2 protein-coding genes are annotated in these 4,655 nt (G+C 37.3%); both read left to right on the forward strand.

From position 1 onward, the window contains the following. The coding region (locus BHE19_RS07660) for a phosphopantetheine-binding protein (RefSeq protein ID WP_131799984.1) at nt 1-776 on the forward strand (776 nt) is incomplete at its 5' end. Next, the coding region (locus BHE19_RS07665) for a non-ribosomal peptide synthetase (RefSeq protein ID WP_124020461.1) at nt 776-4,655 on the forward strand (3,880 nt) is incomplete at its 3' end. The genes BHE19_RS07660 and BHE19_RS07665, both read left to right, overlap by 1 nt.

A 4,655-nucleotide genomic window follows, 5' to 3' on the forward strand; every position in this document is an offset into this window, starting at 1 on the left:
TGTGTATCTCGGGAGCAGGAGTAGCACGAGGTTATTTAAATAGAGAAGACTTAACCAATGAGAAGTTTATAGCGAATCCGTTTAGTGTGGATAAAACTTCCAGATTATACCGATCGGGAGATTTAGCACGCTGGCTTCCGGATGGTAACATAGAATACATTGGCAGAAAAGACGATCAGGTTAAGATTCGCGGCTATCGAATAGAATTAGGGGAGATCGAAAACGCCTTATCTTCTTTAGCGGGCATAAACCAATGTTGTGTTCTGGCCAAGGAAGATACAGCAGGCAATAAACGTCTGGTAGGTTATGTAGTTTTAGAAGGAGAATTGAACAAAGAGACATTACAAAACCAATTAAAATTATGCTTACCGGAATACATGGTTCCTCAATTGTGGGTGACTTTAGAAAAAATGCCGCTCACCAGTAATGGAAAGCTGGATAAAAAAGCATTGCCGGATCCGGATGGTTCAGACTTATCGAGTAGCGAATACGTCGCTCCGCGCAATGAAACAGAAATCCAATTAGCAGCAATCTGGCAGAACCTGTTAGGTGTAGAACAAATAGGAATTTATGATAACTTTTTCGAGCTCGGAGGTCACAGTTTACTGGCTACACGTTTAGTTTCGATGATCCGTAAGGAATTTGAGATTGAAATTACAATCAAAGATATATTTGAATTCACAAGAATAGAAGAATTAGGGACCTATTTGAGGCATAAAGAAATTAAAGAAAAAGAAAGCCAAGACATCACTTATAAAAAAATAATAACAATATAATGGACAAAATATTAAATCTTTTAAAAAGAGCTCAAGATGAGGGGGTGAGGTTAGAGTTAGAAGGCGGTAACTTGGTTTTGAAATCAGAAAACGAGAATATTAATGATACATTGTTATCAGATGTAAAAAATAATAAAGATCTTATTATTAAACATCTTGAAAAATTTGAAGTAAATAGAAATAACAATAAGGGATTAGGAAAGCATACTGTAAAGCCATTTGATAGAAGTCTTCTCAAACAAATTCCTTTATCTTATAGTCAGGAGCGTTTATGGTTTCTGGATCAGTTGGGCGGTAACGGAGAATATAATATGCCTCTGGTGTTACGTTTAGATGGAGCATTAAATATTTCAATTTTAGAAGAATCATTACAGACTATTGTTTCGCGTCATGAAGTATTACGCACGAATCTTTTATCAGAAGATGGGATTGGGTATCAGGAGGTTGTTGAGGCAGGGGATTGGTTTTTGGAACAAGAAGCAGTATCGGATGAAGAAATGCTGGAGAAGCACTTACATAAATATCTAAATACTCCATTTAATCTGTCAAATGATTATAAATTAAGAGCATGTTTATATACATTAGGAGATGAGAAATATGTTTTAGCTTGTGTTTTCCACCATATTGCAAGTGATGGCTGGTCGGGGGGAATTTTGGTTAATGAATTTGTGGAGCTGTACAGCGCTCTGAAATCCAACAGCACTCCTGATTTACCTGAGCTTCATTTACAATATGCCGATTATGCGATTTGGCAGCGCAATTATTTAGAAGGTGAGGTTTTAGATAATCAGTTATCGTACTGGGAAGCAAAACTAAGCAATGTAAGCACTTTGTCCTTACCGACAGATCATGCACGACCTTCTGTACAGAGCAGTGCAGGAGGAAGTATTTCCTTAGAATTGGATAAAAAAATAAGCACTTCACTAAGTTCTATATGCCAAGAAGAAGGTGTAACGCTGTTTATGTTATTACTATCAGCTTTTAAGATTTTGTTATCGCGCTACAGCGGACAGGATGATATTTGCGTAGGAACACCAATAGCCAATAGAACCCAGTCTGATTTAGAAGGAATGATCGGTTTTTTTGTCAATACTTTGGCACTTCGCAGTGATTTAAGCGGAGATCCGAGTTTTAAGGATTTGTTGTCGAGAGTAAAACAGACCACTCTGGAGGGGTATGATCATCAGTTAACTCCATTTGAGAAGGTTGTTGATCGTGTGGTTACAAGCCGTGATATGAGCATGAGTCCATTGTTTCAGGTTATGTTTGTATTGCAAAATGAAGTTGATAGTCAGGGAGAAAAAGACAGGGGATTACATGATATTATTATTTCGGAATACGAGTTTGATACGGTTACTTCCAAGTTTGATTTAACCCTTGGTGTAGCAGAAAACAGCAATGGTATTTTACTAACAGTAAATTACTGTACGGCTTTATTTGACAAGATTACGATCGATCGAATGCTTTTGCATTACCAGGAGTTATTGAAGAATATTATTAGAGATATCAATAAACCTATAGGTAAATTATCAATATTACCTCAGGAAGAAGAACATCAATTACTGAATGTTTTTAATGCTACTTCTATTGATTATCCTAAGGACAAGACAATTATAGATTTGTTTTCAGAACAGGTGTCTGAAAGACCAAAAGCGACAGCGATTATTTTTAATAATCAGGAGCTGACTTATGAGGATTTGGATGAGAAATCCAATCAGTTCGCAAGGTTTTTGATAAATAAAGGAGTCGGAAAAGAAGATCTGATAGGTATTTGTATTAATCGTTCTTTCGAGATGCTTATTGGTATTTTAGGGATATTGAAATCAGGAGGTGCTTATGTTCCAATCGATCCGGAGTACCCGGCAGACCGTATAGCTTATATGTTAGAGGATTCACGTGTGAAATTTTTACTTAGTGATAGTAAGAGCTTAGTAACATTTCCAGATAAAGCGAATTTAGATATTATTTTATTAGACCGCGACTGGGATGTAATAGCTCGTGAATCAACGGAATCAATCCACAGAATCTCAGCTGGGGAGAATTTGGCTTATATAATTTATACATCCGGAAGTACCGGACAGCCCAAAGGCGTAGAAATTAGTAATAGATCACTGGCATCCCGATTACAGTTTTATAAACTATATTATGCCATGACGGCTGAGGATAAGGTTTTATTTTATCGTTCATTTAGCTTTGATGGTGCTATTGAAGAGTATCTGATGCCTTTTACAATTGGAGGCTGCTGTGTTATGGCGTCAGTAAATTTCAAAGATGATTTATTTCAGAACATTATAGACACTATCCAAAAATATGAGATAACAAAGGTGAATATGCCGCCTTTATTGTTACAAAATATATTGGATTACATATCGGATACTGACCTCAAGAAATTGCAAAGTTTGCGTCATGTGGTATCAGGCGGTGATAAAATAAATACCAAAGTGGTCAATACTTTTAACAGCAGACTTGGCAGCAGATATTTAATAGCACTGTACAATTCATATGGACCAACTGAGAATACGATTGATTCAACTATTTATCGATTTGCGAATGATGTAGAATATACTACCATACCTATTGGTGGGCCTGTAGGCAATTCTGAGGTTTATATTTTGGATGAAGCAGACTCTTTGGTTGCCATAGGTTTGTTAGGAGAAATTTGTGTCTCCGGAGATGGTATTGCTCGAGGTTATTTAAATAAACCATTACAAACGATAGAGAAGTTTATCGAACATCCTTTTAAATCTGGCGAAAAGTTATATAAAACCGGAGATATAGGAAGATGGTTACCTGATGGAACAGTAGAGTTTATGGGAAGAAAAGATGATCAGGTTAAAATTCGTGGTCATCGTATAGAATTGGGCGAAATAGAATATGCACTACTAAAACTAGAGGAAGTTAGAAAAGCAGTAGTACTTGTAAAAGCAGATCAAAACTCAAATAAACGTTTAGTCGCTTTTTTAGAACTTACAGAAGAAATAAATACCGGGAATTTAAGAACACAATTGTCTAAAGTGCTTCCTAAGTTTATGATTCCGAATCAATTTATTCAACTCGAAGCAATACCTTTTACCAGTAATGGTAAGGTAGATAAAAATGCATTGCCTGACCCGGATGATTCAGAAGTATCGAGTAAAGAATATGTGGCGCCACGCAACGAAACAGAAATACAGCTAGCCGAGATCTGGCAGAACCTGTTAGGCGTAGAACAAGTAGGAATTCATGACAACTTCTTTGAACTCGGAGGTCACAGTTTGCTCGCTACGCGTTTAGTTTCGATGATCCGTAAGGAGTTAATGATAGAAGTTTCTATCCGTGAAGTATTTGAACATACCACGATTTCGGAATTAGGAACTCATTTATCATCTCAGTCAGAAGGTGTTTTACTTCCGGTTATTACAGGGGGAGAGCGTCCGGAGCGTATCCCTTTATCTTTTAGTCAGGAACGACTATGGTTTTTGGATCAGCTTCAGGGCAGTACCGAATACCACATTCCTATAGTTCTGAGTTTAGAAGGCGCTTTAGAGATATCGCTGCTGGAACAAACCTTGCATGGTATTGTTTCGCGTCATGAGGTCTTACGCAGTATGCTTTTATCAGAAGAAGGTATCGCTTATCAGCAAATCATCAGTGCAGAAGGCTGGTCACTGGATACGGAGATTGTTTCGGATGAATTATTAAAAAATCAGATCGCCGACTATGTTAATCAACCTTTTGATTTATCAAAAGACTATAAACTGCGAGCGTGTTTATACACTTTAGGGAATCAGAAATATGTGCTGGCTTGTGTTTTCCATCATATCGCCAGTGATGGCTGGTCAGATGGAATTTTGATCGGTGAATTTATGAAGCTTTACAGCGCCCTGCAATCCAACAGCA

The organism is Flavobacterium tructae (assembly GCF_001853485.1).
GTDB lineage: Bacteria > Bacteroidota > Bacteroidia > Flavobacteriales > Flavobacteriaceae > Flavobacterium > Flavobacterium tructae.